Source organism: Tenacibaculum sp. A30, from assembly GCF_051200845.1.
GTDB lineage: Bacteria > Bacteroidota > Bacteroidia > Flavobacteriales > Flavobacteriaceae > Polaribacter.
The window spans coordinates 372495-391545 of sequence record NZ_CP195160.1 but is presented as its reverse complement, the minus strand read 5'-3'; the positions used below and the strand labels follow the sequence as shown (position 1 = coordinate 391545).

The following is a 19051-nucleotide window of genomic DNA, read 5'->3' as shown; positions in this document are numbered from 1 at the left end:
GAAAGCAAAAAATGATAAAAGAAAAGTATGGGTGTTCTATTGAAAAATTAAAAGATTTAGACCCTAAAACCCCTATAAATTTGGTATTAAGTGGAGGTGCAGAAAAAGGAGTAGCTCACGTAGCATTACTAGAAAAGTTAGAAGAGTTACATATTAAAATCAACGCTATATCTGCCTGCAGTTCTGGTTCGTTAGTAGGATCTATGTATGCATCAGGTATGAAACCTCAAGAAATATTAAATTTTTTCAGGACTACTGAAATTTTTCAATATTCGTGGATTACAATTGCTAAACCCGGAATCTTCAATTCGTATAATTATGCTAGGCTAATTCAAGATAAAATAAAGTCAACTTTTGAAGAATTAGAAATTCCTTTAACAGTATCGACCACCAATTTGAATAAATGTGCTACACAATATTTTTATGAAGGAGAACTGTTAAAACCTGTATTGGCTTCATGTGCAGTACCTGGACTGTTCAACCCTATAAAAATAGATGACATGTTATATTCTGATGGAGGTATTATTGATAATTTTCCTACTACACCTTTTGAAAACTCAGAGTACCCAGTTATTGGAAGCTATGTAGTTTTTCCTTCAGCAAAAGAAAATAAAGAGTTAAACACAACAATTAAAGTATTGGCACATACCTCTAAATTGTTGATGTTATCATCTGAAGAATACAAGTTTTTTAGCACCTATGCAACTATTTGTTATCCGTTAGGAGAGTTTAGCGGATTCAATATTAAAGAGGTAGACGCTATTTACGAAACAGCTAAAAAATACATCGAAGATAAATTTGCAAAATAAGTAAGAACTAGCTCTATAAGATAGTTAGTTCTCTTTGTTTTCAAGTTATTATCTTCTGAATATTGTATTTTGCGTCGTACGGATTGTTAATTAAATACTCTACATCACTCATATCGGTAGAACGATCTAACCACATCTTTTTAAAGGTTCTTGGTATTTGAAGTGGCATTATTTCATACAGATTATTAAATGAATTTAATTCTTCTGTTGTATTTGTATTGATTACTGAGCAAGTAACAAAACCGTCTTCTGTGGTATTATAAACCCCAGCTAAATAAAAAGGCTCTCGTTTATCTTTTTCTACTAAATAATTTTCAATACTGCCATCAATTACTTTATGGGCGTAAAACCCCGTAACAATTAACAAACATCGTCTAAAAAGCAATGCTTCTTTAAATAAAACACTCTTCTTGATCTCTTCCCTTCTAACGTGTAACGTACGCTTTATTTGCTGAAACTTATTCCAATTATCAGCGTAATTCTGAGGTAGCATTCCCCATATTCCTTGGGTGATTTCTAATGGATTATCCATAGTGATTATGTTTACTGTCTGCTCTTTCAATCCATTAATCTTACGCCTCGGTTTATGTAAATGCGGATACTTAAAATTAAGTTTAGTAAAATCTTTAATTCTTTCTTTACTTGCTATGTTAGATAGCTTATAACTCATCGTATACTTATTTATTTACATTCATAAAAAATCATTACAAGTAGTTGGTAACTACTCAATTAATCCACTACAAATTTACATGAAGAACCCAGGTAAAGTTTGTTCAAAAGAAATAAACTTTAGCTCATTTCCTTGTTTTCAAATGAGTTAACATTCTTATCAAATGAGTAAAAGAAGACTCTTAATCGGTTATAATTTTGTAGTGTACAAAAGATGTACTTCAAATTATTAACCTAAAAACTAAAATTATGTTACGTTGGACAATCACATTTATTATTATCGCAATTATTGCTGGAATCTTAGGTTTTGGTGGAATTGCAGGAGCAGCTACAGGATTTGCTAAAATCGCATTCTTTATTTTCTTAATACTATTTGTAATATCATTACTTACAGGTAAAAAAAGAGTATAATCAAACCTTAACAGCTAAGCAAACTCAAAATTATGCAAGCACGAATTTTATTTACATATTTTAAATGTACCTCATATATGTTTGTATAAAATTGATTTAAAACACGAAAAACACCCTCTATATTATGAAATGAACAAAAAACAAAATTGAATGAGCTAAATAACTTAATACATCTCAGCTAATTTTGTACAAGACAAATAACCTAAGTTCAAAGTCATAAAAAAGAATAGAGATTTAAAATATATCAGATGTTAAAAAGTAGACATCTTAAAAACAAGCTACTTATAATTTTAATTTAAACATAGTAAAAATGAAAAATTTAATAGTAGGTTTATTGTTTATCGCAGGTATTATGACGGTAAACGCACAAACAGAAGTAATCAAAACCACAGAGGTTAAAAAAGCTAAAAAAGTTAACGAAAAAGGTGAAACTTACGATACCAAAGTAAAAGTTGTAACCACAAAAGAGAAAAAAGTAAAGTTTGACCCTAAACAAAAACACCAGTTGAATCAAGGTGTAATCGAAACACCTGTTGCAGTTGAAAAAACAATTATGGTTGATAACGATAAAGATCCATTTTACGATTCAAAAACTAAAGTAAATTACTTTAAATATAAAGGTAAACAATATGGTTTTTTAATTGATCAAAAAGATTTATTAATTACCCGCAAAGTTAATAACGAAGACGTTACTTCAGCCAGAGCTTATAGATCGATTAATAACGATTTTTATGTAGTACAAGGTGATGAGTTTAACGGAGTAGGATACTTCAATAAATACGGTGATTTTATTATTGAGTATAGAAATAAAGAAACTAACAAGCTTGAATATGCAATTTTCGAAACAGTTAAAATGTAATATTTAAGAAATCGATAAACAAAAAGAGGTGAATTAATTCATCTCTTTTTTTTATACAATTCTTTTTAATTTTTTGAAATGAGCAAACATCAAAATTGATAGAGCAAAACAACACTGTATACATAAATTAATTTTGTAATAAACTTATTATTAACCTAAAAAACATATAAAATAATGAATTATTTAAATATGCAGAGCGAAAACATATTACCTGTAGCAAAAGAGTTAAATCAATTGTTAGCAGATTACCATGTATATTATCAAAAACTAAGAAACTTTCACTGGAATATTGTCGGGAAAAATTTCTTTGAGTTACATGAAAAATTTGAAGAAATGTACGTTGACGCAAGAAGTAAGATTGATGAAATTGCAGAACGTATTTTAACCTTACAATATCACCCAATAAGTAGATACAGCAGGTATTTAAAAATAGCTACAATATCAGAAGAAAGTCCTTTTCAAACAGATTCTGACATGGTATATATTTTATTAGATGATCATAAAACATTATTAACTCAAATGTCTACCGTAATTAAAAAAGCAGAAGAAGCTGGTGATGAAGGTACAATCGATTTAATAGGTGGTTATATCGCTTCTTTAGAAAAAACTAGCTGGATGTTAAGCGCATGGACAAAAAGCACCGTAGAACAGTTAAAAGAAGACTTGGTAATGTAATTTATGTAAATCTAATTTCTAGCAACACTAAGTAATAACATTAAAAACAATAAATGAACTTTAATAACACTATAAATAAAATCAAAACAGCAACTGAAGAGTATTGGAATGAGTTTGTGTCTCAAATACCCGGTATTATAATCGCAATAATTATAATTGCTTTAGGTATTTTGTTAGCAAATTTTATTTCATCGCTTTTTAGAAAAACGATATCTAAAAAAACTCATGATCCTTTAATGACAAATTTTTTAAGTAAAACTATTAAAATAGGGTTAATTACTCTGGTTTTAATGTTGGGGTTAAAAATAGCAGGATTAGGTAGTATAGCAACCGGTTTATTAACAGCAGCAGGTGCATCAGCTGTTATTTTAGGTTTTGCTTTTAAAGATGTTGGAGAAAATTTTATTTCAGGTGTTATTTTATCTTTTAACAGACCTTTCAATGTAAATGATACAGTTAAAATCGGAGATATTTTTGGAAAAGTAAAGATGATGGAGTTTCGATTTAGTAAACTAAAAACCTTCGATGGAAGAGATGTATATATTCCGAATAGTGACATTGTAAAAAAACCAGTTTATAACTATACTGAAGACGGATTTTATCGTTCAGATTTTGTTGTTGGTATTGATTATGATGACGATATTGATACTGCAAAAAAAGTAATTATTGATGCAGTAATTAGCACAAAAGGAGTAATAAATACCGATGAACATCAATGTTTTGTTACGGTTGATAGTTTAGGTGTTAGTACCGTTAATCTAAAGGTAATTTTTTGGACAAAAACTAAAGAATACAAACGTGGTACTTTAGAAATAAAAAGTGATGTTATTAAAAGTGTAAAAAACGTAATTATTAAAAACGGATTAAATATGCCAGCCGATATTACTGAGATCAAGTTATACGGTTCTCAAGATAGTATTCCAATTACCGTTACCAAATAAAATAAAAAAAGAGCAACTTTAAAGTTGCTCTTTTTTTATGCGTTATAAAATGCTAAACTTTCATTAATTAATTCTTCGGAAGCTTTGCAGTTGATTTTAAAATTTTCATAATCATTTAATAAAACAAAGTTTATTTCACCAGCCACATTCTTTTTATCATGCTTCATCAACTCAATAATAGGCTGAAAATCGTCTTTATCGATCGTTACTTTTCCGTAAATCTTAATAATGGCTTCTTTTATTTCTGATACTTTTTCCTTTGAAAAACCTAAAATTTCAGAGGACAGATAAGCCTCACAAACCATTCCAATGGCAATAGCTTCACCATGTGTTAGAGCTTCCTTTTTCGGGTTCTCTAAAAAATAAGACTCTACACCATGCCCAATAGTATGTCCCCAGTTTAAAACCTTACGAACACCTTGTTCTTTAGGGTCTTCTATAACAACTTCATTTTTTATTTCAATTGAACGGTGGATTAAATCCACAATATTTACCTGATCGTTATCCTTAATTTCATTGAATAATTGAATGTCATGTGTCATTCCATACTTAATAATTTCAGCAGTACCTGAACGAATTTCACGTGCGGAAACAGTATGTAAGTATTCTGCATCAATCACAATCATCTCTGGGTTTGCAAAAACACCAATCTGGTTTTTTAAAACACCTAAGTCAACACCTGTTTTTCCCCCAACAGAAGCATCTACCATGCTCAATAAAGTGGTAGGAATGTTTACAAAATCAATCCCTCTTTTAAACGTTGAAGCAACAAAACCACCTAAATCTGTAATAACACCGCCTCCTAAAGTAATAAGTAAACTTTTTCTATCGGCGCCCAATTCAGTCATCACGTTCCAAACACCCATACAAGTTTCGATGTTTTTATGAATTTCACCAGCGTCAATTTGAATGACTTCAATAGGCTTATCTGTAGCAAATAATTGCATAAATCGAGGATAACAGTGTTCTAAAGTATTATCATCAACTAAAATAAATACAGAGGAGTAATTTTTTTTAGAAACTAAAGAAGTTAATTCGTTATAAGCTTTTTCATCAAAATGAATAGGATATGTAGCTGCGTTAATTGTAGTCATTGTTATTAAAAATATACAGCGAAATTAAATAGAAAAAATTAAAATATATCACTCTACTCATTTATATTTGTCTTTAAATATAAGACATTAATATTACCTCGATAATGAGACTTTTTGACAACACAGAAACTGCTTTTAAATTAAAATCTGATTCAGAGCTAGAGCGTGCCTATTTTTTATTTAAAATGATTCAAAGCCAACCAATGGTCCGTATTGGTACTGCGGTAACTAATTTTGCTTTGAAAGCTCATTTACCAGTTGAAGGTTTAATCCGATCAACAGTTTTCGACCATTTTTGTGGAGGAGTAACAGAAGATGACTGTTTACCTAACATCGAAAAGATGTATGAAAAAGGAAACGTTCATAGTATTTTAGATTATTCTGTTGAAGGAAAAGAAGATGAAGCACAGTTTGATGATGCTTTAAAAATGACCTTAAAAACAATAAATTTTGCTGAAGAAAAAGCAGCTATTCCTTACGCTGTTTTTAAACCTACAGGTTTTGGTCGTTTTGCTTTGTATCAAAAATTAACTGAAGGAAAAGAATTAACTTCTGAAGAAAAAGTAGAGTGGAATAGAGTAGTAGAGCGTTTTCATACAGTATGTAAAGCTGCGGTTGCTAAAGATGTACCACTATTAATAGATGCAGAAGAAAGTTGGATGCAAGGTGCAGCAGATGATTTGATTGAAGAATTGATGGAAATTTATAACAAAGAAAAAGCCATCGTTTTTAACACGTTACAAATGTATCGTCATGATCGTATGGATTATTTGAGAGACTTACATCAAAGAGCCCACCAAAAAGGATACCATATTGGTATGAAAGTAGTACGCGGCGCATACATGGAGAAAGAACGTGAGAGAGCTAATGAAAAAGGATATGAATCTCCAATTTGTGTAGATAAACAAGCTACTGATGATAATTATAACGAAGCAGTTCGTTATATGATGGATCATAAAAATATGGCAATTTTTGCTGGAACTCACAACGAAGAAAGCTCTTATTTGTTAATGGATTTAGCAAAAGAACACAACATAGCAGCTGATGATAAGCGTATGTGGTTTGGTCAATTATATGGTATGAGCGATCATATTAGCTTTAACTTAGCTAAAGAAGGATATAATGTAGCAAAATATGTTCCTTTCGGACCTGTTCGTGATGTAATGCCTTACTTAATTCGTAGAGCAGAAGAAAATACTTCAGTAGCAGGACAAACTTCTAGAGAGTTAAATTTACTTAAAACTGAAAAAGCCCGTCGTAAGCTGTAATGAATACAGTTGATGAAATAAAAGAGGCTATCTATAAAAATAAGAAAAGATTAGCTAAAGAGCTTCAAGAAAGCAAAGAGCTAGTCTTTCTTATTAGAAAATCATTAACTACATCGTTAACCGATGAAGAAAAGGCAAAAGTAAAGCAACAAACACTCGATATTTGTAAAGCAATACCTGCTTTTACTGTGTTTATGCTTCCTGGTGGAGCCATACTTTTGCCTTTACTAATCAAATTAATACCCGACATACTTCCTAGTGCTTTTAGAGCAGATGATGAAGAATTAGAAGATACAAAACCAGAATAATGTATCTCTAAATAACTAAAAATCGAGTATTTACTTCACTTTTTCCATAGAAAAAAGGCAATCAATTAAAACTATAAAATTGCTTTAAAAGCAAAGAGAAAGTATATAAAGATGTTATAAAAAAGTACTTTTTCTAAAGCTTTAAATTGAATATTACGAATTCAGTAATAAAAAATCGTGAATCGTAAACAATAAAATACTACTTTTGCAGCTTCAAAATAAGCACGAATGCAATCAATAAGAAACATTGCTATTATAGCACACGTTGACCACGGTAAGACAACCTTGGTTGATAAAATTATAGATCAAGCTAAAATTTTAGACGAGCGTAAAGAGCGTACAGATTTATTGCTAGATAACAACGACTTAGAGCGTGAAAGAGGAATTACCATTTTATCTAAAAACGTATCAGTAAATTACAAAGGTGTAAAAATCAACGTAATTGATACTCCTGGTCACGCCGACTTTGGTGGAGAGGTAGAACGTGTATTAAAAATGGCTGATGGTGTTTTATTATTGGTTGATGCTTTTGAAGGGCCGATGCCTCAAACACGTTTCGTATTAGGAAAAGCTATCGAATTAGGATTAACTCCAATCGTAGTAGTAAACAAGGTTGATAAAGAAAACTGTACTCCAGATTTAGTACACGAAAAAGTATTCGACTTAATGTTTGCTTTAGAAGCTACGGAAGAGCAGTTAGATTTTACTACCATTTACGGTTCTGCAAAGAATGGATGGATGAGTACTGATTGGCAAGATCCTAAAGAAGATTTAGTTGATTTATTAGATGCTGTAATCGAGACAATTCCTGAAGCTCCATATCGTGAAGGTTCTCCTCAAATGCAAATCACGTCTCTAGATTATTCTTCATTCAAAGGAAGAATTGCGATTGGTCGTGTTTTCCGTGGAGATTTAGAAAAGAACAAAGATTACATGCTTTGTAAAGCAGACGGAACTACTAAAAAAGTTCGTATCAAAGAATTACACGTTTTTGAAGGAATGGGTAAAGTTGAAACGGATAAAGTTCGTAGTGGAGATATTTGTGCTGTTACCGGAATTGATGATTTTGAAATTGGAGATACGATTGCAGATTTAGAGAATCCAGAAGCATTACCAAGAATTGAAGTTGATAAACCAACGATGAGTATGTTATTTACCATTAACAACTCCCCATTCTATGGTAAAGAAGGAAAATATGTAACTTCTCGTCACTTACGTGACCGTTTATATAAAGAAACTGAGAAAAACTTAGCTTTACGTATCGAGGATACTGATACAGAGGATAAATTCAACGTTTTCGGACGTGGAATTCTACATTTATCTGTATTAATCGAAACTATGCGTCGTGAAGGATATGAATTACAAGTAGGTCGTCCGCAAGTAATTTTAAAAGAAATTGACGGAGTTAAATGTGAGCCATACGAAACTTTAGTAATTGATGTTCCTGAAGATTTAGCTAGTAAAGCTATTAACTTAGTAACAATGCGTAAAGGTGATTTATTAGTAATGGAACCTAAAGGAGACTTACAACACTTAGAGTTTGATATTCCTTCTCGTGGTTTAATTGGTTTACGTAATAAATTATTAACAGCTACGCAAGGAGAAGCAATCATTAACCACCGTTTAAGAGGGTATGATGCTTACAAAGGAGAGTTTTCTGATTTAGTAAACGGAGCAATTATTTCTTCGGAATCTGGTAAAGCGACTGCTTATGCTATCGACCGTTTACAAGATAGAGGACGTTTCTTCATCGATCCTAACCAAGAGATCTATAAAGGTCAGGTAGTTGGTGAAAACGCAAAACAAGATGATTTAGCGGTAAACTTAATCAAAGGAAAGAAATTAACAAACGTACGTGCATCAGGTTCTGATGACGGAGTTAAAATAGCTCCTAAAGTAGATATGTCTTTAGAAGAATGTATGGAATACATTAAAGATGATGAATACTTAGAAGTAACTCCTGAAAGCTTACGTATGCGTAAAATAGATTTCAGATAATAGAATAATTGTTTTGCTAAACTCGATTTAGCATGACAGAATAATACTAAAACCACTTGATATTCAGGTGGTTTTGTTTTTTTATAAAAAAACTTGCACAATTAAATTTTTATTTCAAATCTTTGTAGCAACAATACAAAAGACATGAGTTTTATTCAATTACATCATCATCATTTTCATACTTGCACTCAAGCGAGCTGAAAATGTATTGAATAAAATCAAGATATATTTTAAACCCGTTTGAGTAAATCAAACGGGTTTTTTATTTTCAACAAGGCGCCACGAAAATACTTCTCAAAAGATTTGCTCAAACCTATTCAACATAAAAATGAGTAAATTAAAAATAGCCATACAAAAATCAGGAAGACTTAACAAAGATTCCTTACAAATACTAAAAGATTGTGGTATTTCTATCGACAATGGAAGAGACCAACTAAAAGCTTCTGCAAACAATTTTCCTTTGGAAATATTTTATTTAAGAAACGGAGATATTCCTCAGTATTTAAAAGATGGAGTTGTAGATGCTGCCATTATCGGAGAAAATTTATTGATTGAAAAAGGAAATGGAATTCAATTTATTGAAAAGCTAGGTTTTTCAAAATGTAAAGTTTCTTTAGCTATACCTAAAGGAGAAAACTACAACGGGATTAGTTATTTTCAGAATAAAAAAATAGCGACTTCTTATCCGAATACAGTTCAAAGTTTTCTAGATAAAAATAATATTCAAGCACAATTACACATCATTAATGGATCTGTTGAAATAGCTCCAAATATAGGGTTAGCTGATGGTATTTGTGATATCGTTTCAAGTGGATCGACACTTTTCAAAAACAATTTAAAAGAAGTAGCAGTTTTATTGACTTCGGAAGCTGTTCTAGTTGTTTCTCCTCAACTAGGAAAAGAACAACAAGATATTCTAAACAAATTGCAGTTCAGAATTCAATCAGTTTTAAAAGGTAGACAATCAAGATATGTCTTATTAAATGCCCCGAATGAAAAGTTAGAAACAATTATCAAAATCTTACCAGGAATGCGTAGTCCAACTGTATTGCCGTTAGCTGAAAAAGGTTGGAGTTCCGTACACTCTGTATTGAATAAAAATGAGTTTTGGGAAATTATAGACGAACTAAAAGCTAATGGAGCAGAAGGTATTTTGGTTTGTCCTATAGAAAAAATGGTTGTTTAATCGCAGGGCGATAGCCAAGGATAGTTAAAAAAATAAAACTAAACAGATGAAAATAATAAATAATCCATCAATACAAACTTTGAGTTCTTTGTGTAAAAGAGCAACAATCAATGAAAATAGTTTGAAAGAAACAGTGCAAACCATCTTAAATGATGTGAAAAATAATAAAGACAAAGCATTAACAAAATACGCTCAGTTGTTGGACAATGTTTCTTTAAACTCTTTTAAGGTTACTCAAGAAGAAATAGAGAAAGCTAAAGGTTTAGTTTCCGAAGAGTTACAGCAAGCCATTCAATTAGCTAAAAGTAATATTGAAACATTTCACAATTCACAAAAAGAAGTTCCTAAAAAAGTAGTTACAACAAACGGAGTTACTTGTTGGAGAAAAAATGTAGCTATTGAAAAGGTGGGATTGTATATTCCAGGAGGTTCAGCTCCTTTGTTTTCAACTATTTTAATGTTAGGGATTCCCGCAAAAATAGCTGGATGCAAAGAGATTATTTTATGTACGCCACCTAACAAAGAAGGAGCTATTAATCCTGCTATTTTATACACTGCTTCTTTAGTAGGAATCACTCAAATTTTTAAAGCTGGTGGAGCTCAAGCAATAGGTGCTATGGCATACGGAACAGAAACAATTCCAAATGTGTATAAAATTTTAGGCCCAGGAAATCAATTTGTTACGAAAGCAAAAGAATTAGTACAACAACAAGGCGTAGCTATTGATATGCCTGCAGGTCCAAGCGAAGTACTGGTTATAGCTGATCAAACAAGTAATCCGGTTTTTGTAGCTGCCGATTTATTGTCGCAAGCGGAACACGGAGCTGATAGTCAAGCTATTTTAGTAACTACTTCTAACGATGTAGCTCAAAATGTGATAGCAGAAATCAACAAACAAATAGATGAGTTACCTAGAAAAGAATTAGCTAAAAAAGCAATAGAAAATAGTTTTGCTGTTGTTTTAAATTCGTCTGAAGAATGTATTCAATTTAGTAATGAATATGCTCCAGAGCACTTAATTATAGCTTCTGAGAAAGCTTCTGAATATATTGAAGGAATTGTAAATGCTGGTTCAGTATTCTTAGGAAACTACAGTTGTGAAAGTGCTGGTGATTATGCTAGTGGTACCAATCACACCTTGCCAACCAATGGTTATGCAAAAAATTATAGCGGAGTTTCGTTAGACAGTTTTGTGAAAAAAATCACTTTTCAAGAAGTGACTAAAGAAGGTATTAGCACCATTGGAAAATCAATAGAATTAATGGCAGCGGCAGAAGGCTTACAAGCGCACAAAAATGCAATTACAGTAAGATTAAAAGAATTAAATAACTAAGAGTCATTTCGAACGAATAGGAGAAATCTTAATTAAACAAACCTCAAAATAATTAACGATGAATGAATTCAATTTAAACAAGATCATACGCCCTAATATTCAGAAGCTAAAGGGGTATTCTTCTGCAAGGGATGAATTTAAAGGAGAAGCAGAAGTGTATTTAGACGCTAATGAAAATCCGTTTGGAACTTTAAATCGTTATCCAGATCCACAACAAATAGCTATCAAAGAGCGATTATCAGCAATTAAGGATGTTGATAAAAATCAAATTTTTATAGGAAATGGAAGCGATGAAGTTATCGATTTAGCATTTCGTATTTTTTGTGAACCTGGTAAAGATAAAGCGTTAACTTTTGTTCCTTCTTATGGAATGTATAGTGTTTCTGCTGCTATTAATGATGTTAAATTAGTAGAATTACCTTTAACATCTGATTTTCAAATAGACGTAGAAGAATTGAATCCATACTTGAAAGATGAAACGCTGAAACTCATTTTTATCTGTTCACCTAACAATCCAACAGGTAATTGTTTTGAAGATAAAACTATACAGTACATTCTTAGAGAATTTAAAGGAATTGTAATTATTGATGAAGCCTATATTGATTTTAGTTCTAAGGAATCGTATATCAAACAGTTGAACAGTTACCCAAATCTAATTATCAGTCAAACATTTAGTAAAGCTTGGGGCTTAGCAGGAGTTAGAGTAGGAGTAGCCTATGCAAATTCGGCAATTATAGACATATACAATAAGGTCAAACCTCCTTATAATATCAGCACTTTAAATCAAGAAGCTGTACTTAAGAAACTAGACAACTTGGCACAATTTGAAATTGAGAAAAACATCATTTTAAATGAAAAAGAAAAGTTAGAAAAACAACTGCAAGAAATTGAACTCATAAAAAAAGTATACCCATCTGAAGCAAACTTTCTTTTGATAGAAGTATCAAATGCTAATGAAGTGTATAATCAACTTGTAAACCAGAAGATTATCACAAGAAATAGAAGTAACTTAGTAAACAATTGTTTACGAATTACTATAGGTAGTGAAATAGAGAATAAAAGATTGTTAAGGGCTTTACAATTTATAGATGTTCTCTTGAGTAATGTTGAGAGTTCTTTTTAAAATAAAAAAAATGAAAAAAGTATTATTTATAGATAGAGATGGAACCCTAATTAAAGAACCTGTTGATGAACAAGTAGATTCTTTTGAGAAATTAGAGTTTTACCCAAAAGTTTTTCAAGGCTTAAGTAAAATAGCCAAAGAACTAGATTTTGAACTGGTTTTGGTAACCAACCAAGATGGACTGGGAACGGAAGTGTATCCAGAAAATACCTTTTGGCCAGTACATAATTTTGTAATGAAAACACTTAAAGACGAAGGAATTGTATTTGCTAAAGAAATTATTGATAGAACTTTTGCTAAAGACAATCAACCTACCAGAAAGCCCAATACAGGTTTGTTAACCGTCTATTTTTCTGAGGAATATGATTTACAAAATTCCTTTGTAATAGGTGATCGATTGACCGATGTTGAGTTGGCAAAAAATCTAGGAAGCAAAGCTATTTATATCAATGATGAAACATATTTAGGTTCTGATGAGATCACCATAAAAAGAACAGAATTAGATCAATATATCGCTTTAGAAAGCAATGATTGGAATGCTATTTATGAGTTTTTAAAATTAGAAGAACGTTCAGCATCTATTGAACGAAATACGAATGAAACTCAGATTAAAATTGATTTAAATTTAGATGGAACGGGGAAAAGCACGATAGATACTGGTATTGCCTTTTTTGATCATATGCTAGATCAAATAGCACGTCATGGTCAAATGGATCTAAATATACAAGTGACAGGTGATTTAGAAGTAGATGAACACCACACCATTGAAGATACAGCGATTGCTTTAGGAGAAGTATTTAACAAAGCTCTTGGTAATAAATTGGGTATTGAACGTTACGGATTTTGTTTACCTATGGATGATTGCTTAGCACAAGTAGCTATTGATTTTGGAGGAAGAAACTGGTTAGTTTGGGAGGCTGAATTTAAAAGAGAAATGATAGGAAAAATGCCAACAGAAATGTTTTTCCACTTTTTTAAATCGTTTACCGATGGCGCTAAGTGTAATTTAAATATCAAAGCTGAAGGAACAAACGAACATCACAAAATAGAAGCCATTTTTAAAGCTTTTGCTAAAGCCATAAAAGTAGCGGTAAAAAGAGATGTTGACAAGATGATTTTACCATCAACAAAAGGAGTTCTATAAAATGATAGCCATTATAAAATACAATGCAGGTAATATCCGATCGGTACAAAATGCGGTAAATCGTTTAGGGTATGAAAGTATTATTACTGATAATCCAACTAAAATTAAGGCAGCTAGTAAAGTAATATTTCCTGGAGTAGGAGAAGCAAGTTCTGCTATGGAATATTTGAAAGAGCGAAAATTAGATGAACTAATTGTTTCTTTAAAACAGCCTGTTCTAGGAATTTGTTTGGGCTTACAGTTGATGTGTACATCTTCTGAAGAAGGAAACACTACCTGTTTAGGAATTTTTGATACACAAACAAAGCAATTTCCTCCAAAAGATAAAGTACCGCACATGGGGTGGAATAATTTTTCAGAACTAAAATCTTCGGAAATACTTAAAGATGTAAAACTAGAAGATGATGTGTATTACGTCCATGGTTATTACGCAGAACCTTGCGAAAATACGTTGGCTATTTGTAACTATATCGTTTCTTTTAGTTCTATTATACAGAAAGATAATTTTTACGCTATGCAATTTCACCCAGAGAAATCAGCAGATGTAGGAGAACAATTATTAAAAAACTTTTTAAACCTCTAAACAGGTTAACTTTTAAACTTTACAACTTTCAGCTTTCTAACTAATAAAAGATGAGAATTATACCAGCAATAGATATTATAGAAGGAAAATGTGTTCGGTTGACCAAAGGAGATTATGCAACACAAAAAATATACAATGAAAACCCATTAGAAGTAGCAAAAGAATTTGAGGCTAACGGAATACAATACTTACATTTAGTTGATTTAGATGGCGCAAAATCCAATCGTATTATAAATCACAAAGTATTAGAACAAATAGCTACTAAAACCAATCTAAAAATCGATTTTGGAGGTGGTTTAAAATCAAAATACGATGCACGTATTGCTTTCGAAAGTGGAGCTAATCAAATAACAGGAGGGAGTATCGCTGTTAAGAATCCTGAAATTTTCATGGAGTGGATTACCCAATACGGACGTAATAAAATAATCCTTGGTGCCGATTGTAAAGATAGAAAGATAGCTACTCACGGTTGGTTAGAGACTACAGAACTCAATGTTGTTGACTTCATCAAACAATATGAGTTAAAATCGGTAACAAACTGTATATGCACTGACGTAGCCAAAGATGGAATGTTGCAAGGAGCTTCTGTAGATTTATACTTAGACATCTTAAGTAAAACTGCTATCAACTTAATTGCAAGTGGAGGCGTTTCTAGCACTAGTGATTTACTTCGATTAAAAGAAATAGGCTGCGAAGGTACTATTGTAGGAAAAGCTATTTACGAAGGAAATATCAGTTTAAAAGAGTTACAAGAATTTGTTAACTAAAAATCAAATAATCCAAAAATCTAACAGTCTGAAAGATGTTAAAGAAAAGAATCATACCTTGTTTAGATATTAAAAATGGAAGAACAGTAAAAGGGGTCAACTTTGTGGATATAAAAGATGCAGGAGATCCCGTTGAGTTAGCCAAACAGTATGTAAAAGAAGGAGCTGATGAATTAGTTTTTCTAGACATTACGGCTACGTTAGAAAATAGAAAAACTTTAGTAGAATTAGTAAAAACGATAGCACAAGAAATTAATATTCCATTTACTGTTGGTGGAGGCATTAGTACTGTGGAAGATGCAGTGGCGTTAATACAAGCTGGGGCTGACAAAGTAAGCATCAATTCTTCCGCAGTAAAAAATCCGCAACTAATTACTGATTTAAAAAATCGATTCGGAAGTCAATTTGTGGTAGTTGCGATTGATACGAAAAATGTAAAAGGAGAATGGAAAGTGTTTACAAAAGGAGGCACTTTTGAAACCGAATTAGAAACTGTGAGTTGGGCAAAAGAGGTAGAAGAATTAGGAGCTGGTGAAATTCTATTAACCTCTATGAATAGTGATGGTACAAAAAACGGATTTGATATTGAGGTAACCAATGCAGTAAGCAAAGCTGTAAATATTCCTGTGATTGCTTCTGGTGGTGCTGGAAAAGTAGAACACTTTACTGAAGTATTTACTAAAACTCAAGCTAGTGCAGGATTAGCTGCTAGTATTTTTCACTTTGGTGAAATCCCTATACCTGTACTAAAAAACAAATTAAAAACCCAAAACATACCCATACGATGAACATAGATTTTATAAAAGGAAACGGATTAGTTCCAGTCGTAATTCAAAATAATATTACTTTACGAGTGTTAATGTTAGGTTATATGAATGAAGAAGCATTAGCTAAAACACAAAAAGAAGGTAAAGTTACTTTCTATAGCCGAACTAAAAATAGGTTGTGGACAAAAGGGGAAGAATCAGGGAATTTTTTATGGGTAAAAGACATTCAAGTTGATTGTGATAATGATACGCTATTGATTAAAGCCACTCCTGGGGGGCCAACCTGCCATAAAGGAACTACATCTTGTTTTGATGAGGAGACTTCTAAAGGTTTTTTGTACTCATTAGAAAGCATTATTGCTGATAGAATTGACAATGATGTAGAAACTTCTTACACGAATAAACTTTTTAAAAGAGGCATTAATAAAGTAGCTCAAAAAGTAGGAGAGGAGGCTGTAGAAGTAGTTATTGAAGCAAAAGACAATAATGATGAGTTATTTAAAAACGAAGCAGCCGACTTATTATATCACTATTTAATTTTACTAAAAGCCAAAGGTTTTTCAATTACTGATATTGAAGAAGTTTTACAAAGTAGAGTAAAATAAAGATAGTATTTTTGCAACATGAAAGAAGCCTTACATCAACTGTTTACTGAATTTCAAAATAGTATTCAAAAAAATGATTTTGTAAAACTAACAGTAAGTAAACCTATTCGTAAAAGTGACGAATTGTCAAATGTGTATGTTCGACAAATTGAATTAAAAGGAGAAACACATTTTCAGTTTTTATATAGATATACTACAAATGACCAAGTTAAAAACTATGATTTTGAAGAAAGTGTAGAAGAATTAACAAATTTACTTTCTGAAAAATTTAGAGCTGCAACTTTATTTACACTATCGAACGATTTGTTGGTCTTTATATCAAAAAAGAAAAAGGTGAGCTTTAAAACTACAAAACCAAGTTTTAAAAATAAATTACCTGAAACACACGATAAACCTAAAGAAAAGAGAGCAGAAAATAGTGCGTATTTGTATCACTTAGGTGTAACAGATAAAGAAGGAAGGGTAATTCCTAAAATGGCGGATAAATACCGTCAAATTAACAAGTATTTAGAAATTATCGAAGCGCAAATACAATCGGTTAAGTTACCTAATCATATCAATATTGTTGATATGGGTTCAGGAAAAGGCTATTTAACTTTTGCTTTGTATGATTATTTGGTGAATCAGAAAGGGTATACAGCAAGCGTTACAGGTATTGAGCTACGAGAAAGTTTGGTGAATTACTGTAACGATATTGCCAAAAAGTGTGATTTTAAAGGCTTATTGTTTGTAGCACAACCAATTCAGGAGTACGATAACAATAAAATAGACATTTTAATAGCTTTACATGCTTGTGATACAGCTACAGATGATGCTATTTACAAAGGTTTGGTTTCTAAAGCTGAATTGATTATTTGTGCTCCGTGTTGTCATAAACAAATTCGTCAACAGGTAAAAGGAAAAGAACAGGAGAGTCCCTTATTAAAATATGGAATCTTTAAAGAACGTCAGTTTGAAATGGTTACCGATACTATTAGAGCGTTGATTTTAGAAAAAAATAACTATAGCACTAAGGTTTTTGAATTTATAAGCAACGAACATACACGTAAAAATATAATGTTGATAGGTGCTAAGTCATCTAAAAAAGTAGATAAAAAACGTATTGAAGCTAAAATTTTAGATTTAAAAGAAGCTTATCAAATAGAGCAACACTATTTAGAGGGATTACTATAATGTTTTTATAATGTGTACATCTGTTAGAAATGTATTTAAAGATCTTCAGTTAGAAAATGAGGAATTAAAAGTAGTTGAGAGTATTTTTTCGGAAGTAACCTATAAAAAAGGGGATACCATTTTACATACTAACGAAAAAGTATACTATCAATATTATGTGGTAAAAGGGTGTTTACGAACATTTTTTATGGATGCTAAAGGAAAAGAGCACACGATACAATTTGCTATTAATGATTGGTGGATTAGTGATTATATAGGTTATTTTTCCGAATCAGAATCTGTACTTTCTATTGAGTGTATTACAGATGCTACTGTGTTAAAAGTAGCCAAGAGTGATTTGGATAGTATCTATGAAAAAGTACCCAAAATAGAACATTTTTTTAGAAAAAAGTTAGAACGTTCAACGGTACGATTTCAGAAGAGAATTCTAAATAACTTAGTATTATCAGCTAAAGAAAGGTATCATTTATTTTTACAAACCTACCCAAATATAGAGCAGCAAATTAAAAATTATCATTTAGCATCTTACTTAGGAATAACAACCGAAAGTTTAAGTAGAATACGAAAAGAAACTTTATAAAAGCCTTTATTACCATACATCAATTTTTTTTCACCTTTCATATACTAATTTTGAGGTAACTTAAAAATAGAAATAATATGAAAAAAGTAGTATTTGTGCTTACTAGTCATGAAGAATTAGGAAATACAGGAGAAAAAACAGGATTTTGGATTGAAGAATTTGCTGCACCTTATTATTTATTAAAAGATAAAGGAGTAGAAGTAACTTTAGCATCTCCAAAAGGAGGACAACCACCAATTGATCCAAAAAGTAACGAACCAGATTTTCAAACACCAGCTACACATCGTTTTAATAAAGATGAAGAACTTCAAGCTGTATTGGCAAACACAATGAAATTGAGTGAAGTTAAAGAGGGTGATTATGATGCAATTTTTTACCCTGGAGGACATGGACCTTTATGGGATTTAGCTGAAAATAAAGATTCTGTAGCTTTAATAGAAGCTTTTTATGCTAATAGTAAGCCAGTAGGGGCTGTTTGCCATGCACCTATAGTATTAAAAGATGCTAAAGTAAATGGAGTTCCTTTAGTTAAAGGTAAAAAAGTAACTGGTTTCTCTAATACAGAAGAAGATGCAGTGCAATTAACTTCAATAGTACCATTTTTAGTGGAAGATGAACTAAAAAATAATGGAGGAATTTATAGTAAAGCAGGAGATTGGCAAGAATATGTAATTGAAGATGGTCATTTAATTACAGGACAAAATCCAGCATCATCAGAACTAGTAGCTGAAAAGTTATTAGCAAAATTATAATTATGT

The 19051-nt window shown here is 31.4% G+C and carries 21 protein-coding genes; 19 read left to right on the top strand and 2 right to left on the bottom strand.

What is annotated here, in order from left to right; all coding sequences use genetic code 11:
- Window positions 1-11 precede the first annotated feature (11 nt).
- Entirely contained in the window at window positions 12-809 is a 798-nt protein-coding gene (locus ACR9ES_RS01845; protein ID WP_299001648.1) for a patatin-like phospholipase family protein, read from the top strand.
- Between the two features lie 40 nt (window positions 810-849).
- Here ACR9ES_RS01845 and ACR9ES_RS01840 read toward each other — a convergent pair whose 3' ends face one another.
- Window positions 850-1479 carry an SOS response-associated peptidase family protein gene (locus tag ACR9ES_RS01840; RefSeq protein ID WP_435254880.1) on the bottom strand — a complete coding sequence of 210 codons (630 nt, stop codon included), beginning with the start codon at window positions 1477-1479 and terminating at the stop codon, window positions 850-852.
- A 248-nt stretch (window positions 1480-1727) separates the two neighbouring features.
- On the opposite strand from ACR9ES_RS01840, the gene ACR9ES_RS01835 reads away from it, so the two are divergent.
- The 4 genes from ACR9ES_RS01835 (at window position 1728) to ACR9ES_RS01820 (ending at window position 4364) form a co-directional block, all read left to right on the top strand.
- Window positions 1728-1889, top strand: a complete 162-nt coding sequence (locus ACR9ES_RS01835; protein ID WP_299010422.1) for a DUF1328 domain-containing protein — start codon at window positions 1728-1730, stop codon at window positions 1887-1889.
- Between the two features lie 310 nt (window positions 1890-2199).
- Window positions 2200-2748, top strand: coding sequence for a hypothetical protein (locus tag ACR9ES_RS01830; protein ID WP_299001651.1), 549 nt, complete (start codon window positions 2200-2202; stop codon window positions 2746-2748).
- 174 nt (window positions 2749-2922) lie between these two features.
- Window positions 2923-3423, top strand: coding sequence for a Dps family protein (locus ACR9ES_RS01825; RefSeq protein ID WP_435254879.1), 501 nt, complete (start codon window positions 2923-2925; stop codon window positions 3421-3423).
- Between the two features lie 53 nt (window positions 3424-3476).
- Window positions 3477-4364: a mechanosensitive ion channel family protein gene (locus tag ACR9ES_RS01820; protein ID WP_299001655.1), complete on the top strand. Its 888-nt coding sequence runs from the start codon at window positions 3477-3479 to the stop codon at window positions 4362-4364.
- Between the two features lie 35 nt (window positions 4365-4399).
- Here ACR9ES_RS01820 and aroB read toward each other — a convergent pair whose 3' ends face one another.
- Complete coding sequence (gene aroB / locus ACR9ES_RS01815) at window positions 4400-5458, bottom strand: 3-dehydroquinate synthase (protein ID WP_435254878.1); 1059 nt, start codon at window positions 5456-5458, stop codon at window positions 4400-4402.
- A gap of 104 nt (window positions 5459-5562) precedes the next feature.
- Between aroB and ACR9ES_RS01810 the strand changes: the two genes are divergently transcribed.
- The 14 genes from ACR9ES_RS01810 to ACR9ES_RS01745 all read left to right on the top strand — a co-directional run bounded on the left by ACR9ES_RS01810 (window position 5563) and on the right by ACR9ES_RS01745 (window position 19045).
- Window positions 5563-6726, top strand: a complete 1164-nt coding sequence (locus tag ACR9ES_RS01810) for a proline dehydrogenase family protein (protein WP_274634995.1) — start codon at window positions 5563-5565, stop codon at window positions 6724-6726.
- Entirely contained in the window at window positions 6726-7034 is a 309-nt protein-coding gene (locus ACR9ES_RS01805) for an LETM1 domain-containing protein (RefSeq protein ID WP_274634994.1), read from the top strand. The genes ACR9ES_RS01810 and ACR9ES_RS01805 overlap by 1 nt, the downstream gene beginning before the upstream one ends.
- A 228-nt stretch (window positions 7035-7262) precedes the next feature.
- Window positions 7263-9032, top strand: coding sequence for a translational GTPase TypA (gene typA / locus ACR9ES_RS01800; protein ID WP_274634993.1), 1770 nt, complete (start codon window positions 7263-7265; stop codon window positions 9030-9032).
- A 328-nt stretch (window positions 9033-9360) separates the two neighbouring features.
- Window positions 9361-10218 carry an ATP phosphoribosyltransferase gene (gene hisG / locus ACR9ES_RS01795; RefSeq protein WP_435254877.1) on the top strand — a complete coding sequence of 286 codons (858 nt, stop codon included), beginning with the start codon at window positions 9361-9363 and terminating at the stop codon, window positions 10216-10218.
- A 46-nt stretch (window positions 10219-10264) separates the two neighbouring features.
- Window positions 10265-11551, top strand: a complete 1287-nt coding sequence (gene hisD / locus ACR9ES_RS01790) for a histidinol dehydrogenase (protein ID WP_435254876.1) — start codon at window positions 10265-10267, stop codon at window positions 11549-11551.
- Window positions 11552-11609: 58 nt separating this feature from the next.
- Window positions 11610-12674 (top strand): histidinol-phosphate transaminase, encoded by a 1065-nt coding sequence (gene hisC / locus ACR9ES_RS01785; protein WP_435254875.1) that lies wholly within the window; start codon window positions 11610-11612, stop codon window positions 12672-12674.
- Between the two features lie 10 nt (window positions 12675-12684).
- Window positions 12685-13818 carry a bifunctional histidinol-phosphatase/imidazoleglycerol-phosphate dehydratase HisB gene (hisB, locus tag ACR9ES_RS01780; protein ID WP_435254874.1) on the top strand — a complete coding sequence of 378 codons (1134 nt, stop codon included), beginning with the start codon at window positions 12685-12687 and terminating at the stop codon, window positions 13816-13818.
- Window position 13819: 1 nt separating this feature from the next.
- On the top strand, window positions 13820-14401 hold the full coding sequence (gene hisH / locus ACR9ES_RS01775) for an imidazole glycerol phosphate synthase subunit HisH (protein ID WP_435254873.1): 582 nt from the start codon (window positions 13820-13822) through the stop codon (window positions 14399-14401).
- 50 nt (window positions 14402-14451) lie between these two features.
- The gene (gene hisA, locus ACR9ES_RS01770) at window positions 14452-15168 is read left to right on the top strand and encodes a 1-(5-phosphoribosyl)-5-[(5-phosphoribosylamino)methylideneamino]imidazole-4-carboxamide isomerase (protein WP_435254872.1); all 717 of its coding nucleotides are present in this window, start codon (window positions 14452-14454) and stop codon (window positions 15166-15168) included.
- 35 nt (window positions 15169-15203) lie between these two features.
- A complete protein-coding gene (hisF, locus tag ACR9ES_RS01765) occupies window positions 15204-15956 on the top strand; it encodes an imidazole glycerol phosphate synthase subunit HisF (RefSeq protein ID WP_435254871.1) in 753 nt (250 codons plus the stop codon).
- Window positions 15953-16540 (top strand): bifunctional phosphoribosyl-AMP cyclohydrolase/phosphoribosyl-ATP diphosphatase HisIE, encoded by a 588-nt coding sequence (hisIE, locus tag ACR9ES_RS01760; protein WP_435254870.1) that lies wholly within the window; start codon window positions 15953-15955, stop codon window positions 16538-16540. The genes hisF and hisIE overlap by 4 nt, the downstream gene beginning before the upstream one ends.
- 18 nt (window positions 16541-16558) lie before the next feature.
- The gene (locus ACR9ES_RS01755) at window positions 16559-17713 is read left to right on the top strand and encodes a class I SAM-dependent methyltransferase (RefSeq protein ID WP_435254869.1); all 1155 of its coding nucleotides are present in this window, start codon (window positions 16559-16561) and stop codon (window positions 17711-17713) included.
- Window positions 17714-17723: 10 nt separating this feature from the next.
- Window positions 17724-18293, top strand: coding sequence for a Crp/Fnr family transcriptional regulator (locus ACR9ES_RS01750; RefSeq protein WP_274634983.1), 570 nt, complete (start codon window positions 17724-17726; stop codon window positions 18291-18293).
- Between the two features lie 77 nt (window positions 18294-18370).
- A complete protein-coding gene (locus ACR9ES_RS01745) occupies window positions 18371-19045 on the top strand; it encodes a type 1 glutamine amidotransferase domain-containing protein (RefSeq protein WP_435254868.1) in 675 nt (224 codons plus the stop codon).
- Window positions 19046-19051 lie beyond the last annotated feature (6 nt).

Excerpts from the sequence above, each read along its gene's own strand:
- ACR9ES_RS01845 (WP_299001648.1), top strand. The coding sequence starts at position 12 with ATGATAAAAGAAAAGTATGGGTGTTCTATTGAAAAATTAAAAGATTTA.
- ACR9ES_RS01840 (WP_435254880.1), bottom strand. The coding sequence starts at position 1,479 with ATGAGTTATAAGCTATCTAACATAGCAAGTAAAGAAAGAATTAAAGAT.
- ACR9ES_RS01835 (WP_299010422.1), top strand. The coding sequence starts at position 1,728 with ATGTTACGTTGGACAATCACATTTATTATTATCGCAATTATTGCTGGA.
- ACR9ES_RS01830 (WP_299001651.1), top strand. The coding sequence starts at position 2,200 with ATGAAAAATTTAATAGTAGGTTTATTGTTTATCGCAGGTATTATGACG.
- ACR9ES_RS01825 (WP_435254879.1), top strand. The coding sequence starts at position 2,923 with ATGAATTATTTAAATATGCAGAGCGAAAACATATTACCTGTAGCAAAA.
- ACR9ES_RS01820 (WP_299001655.1), top strand. The coding sequence starts at position 3,477 with ATGAACTTTAATAACACTATAAATAAAATCAAAACAGCAACTGAAGAG.
- aroB (WP_435254878.1), bottom strand. The coding sequence starts at position 5,458 with ATGACTACAATTAACGCAGCTACATATCCTATTCATTTTGATGAAAAA.
- ACR9ES_RS01810 (WP_274634995.1), top strand. The coding sequence starts at position 5,563 with ATGAGACTTTTTGACAACACAGAAACTGCTTTTAAATTAAAATCTGAT.
- ACR9ES_RS01805 (WP_274634994.1), top strand. The coding sequence starts at position 6,726 with ATGAATACAGTTGATGAAATAAAAGAGGCTATCTATAAAAATAAGAAA.
- typA (WP_274634993.1), top strand. The coding sequence starts at position 7,263 with ATGCAATCAATAAGAAACATTGCTATTATAGCACACGTTGACCACGGT.
- hisG (WP_435254877.1), top strand. The coding sequence starts at position 9,361 with ATGAGTAAATTAAAAATAGCCATACAAAAATCAGGAAGACTTAACAAA.
- hisD (WP_435254876.1), top strand. The coding sequence starts at position 10,265 with ATGAAAATAATAAATAATCCATCAATACAAACTTTGAGTTCTTTGTGT.
- hisC (WP_435254875.1), top strand. The coding sequence starts at position 11,610 with ATGAATGAATTCAATTTAAACAAGATCATACGCCCTAATATTCAGAAG.
- hisB (WP_435254874.1), top strand. The coding sequence starts at position 12,685 with ATGAAAAAAGTATTATTTATAGATAGAGATGGAACCCTAATTAAAGAA.
- hisH (WP_435254873.1), top strand. The coding sequence starts at position 13,820 with ATGATAGCCATTATAAAATACAATGCAGGTAATATCCGATCGGTACAA.
- hisA (WP_435254872.1), top strand. The coding sequence starts at position 14,452 with ATGAGAATTATACCAGCAATAGATATTATAGAAGGAAAATGTGTTCGG.
- hisF (WP_435254871.1), top strand. The coding sequence starts at position 15,204 with ATGTTAAAGAAAAGAATCATACCTTGTTTAGATATTAAAAATGGAAGA.
- hisIE (WP_435254870.1), top strand. The coding sequence starts at position 15,953 with ATGAACATAGATTTTATAAAAGGAAACGGATTAGTTCCAGTCGTAATT.
- ACR9ES_RS01755 (WP_435254869.1), top strand. The coding sequence starts at position 16,559 with ATGAAAGAAGCCTTACATCAACTGTTTACTGAATTTCAAAATAGTATT.
- ACR9ES_RS01750 (WP_274634983.1), top strand. The coding sequence starts at position 17,724 with ATGTGTACATCTGTTAGAAATGTATTTAAAGATCTTCAGTTAGAAAAT.
- ACR9ES_RS01745 (WP_435254868.1), top strand. The coding sequence starts at position 18,371 with ATGAAAAAAGTAGTATTTGTGCTTACTAGTCATGAAGAATTAGGAAAT.